This is a genomic window from Pseudomonas sp. SDT291_1_S447, assembly GCF_054070155.1.
This window is the reverse complement of record NZ_JBSVXS010000481.1, coordinates 1-212: the sequence shown is the minus strand read 5'-3', so window position 1 is coordinate 212 and position 212 is coordinate 1. Positions and strand designations below refer to the sequence as shown.

Genomic DNA, 212 nt, shown 5'->3' with positions numbered 1-212 from the left:
CCATGCTGGTGATCTCGCCGGACTGCTGCTCCATGCCTTCATACGCACCACCGGACAACCCGGACAACGCCTGGGCGCGGCTGTTGACCTCTTCGGCCGCCTTGCGGATATGCGAGACCATGGTCGACAGCGCTTCACCCATCTGGTTGAAGCTGCGCGCCAGTTGACCGATTTCGTCATGGCTGGACACACTCAGGCGTGCGCTCAAGTCG

Annotated in this window: 1 protein-coding gene; it reads right to left on the bottom strand. The window is 62.3% G+C overall.

Annotated features, from left to right (window positions below; genetic code table 11):
• Positions 1 to 212, bottom strand: a 212-nt coding sequence (locus ACW9IR_RS30460) for a HAMP domain-containing protein (RefSeq protein ID WP_457466331.1), incomplete at both ends; no start/stop codon positions are given.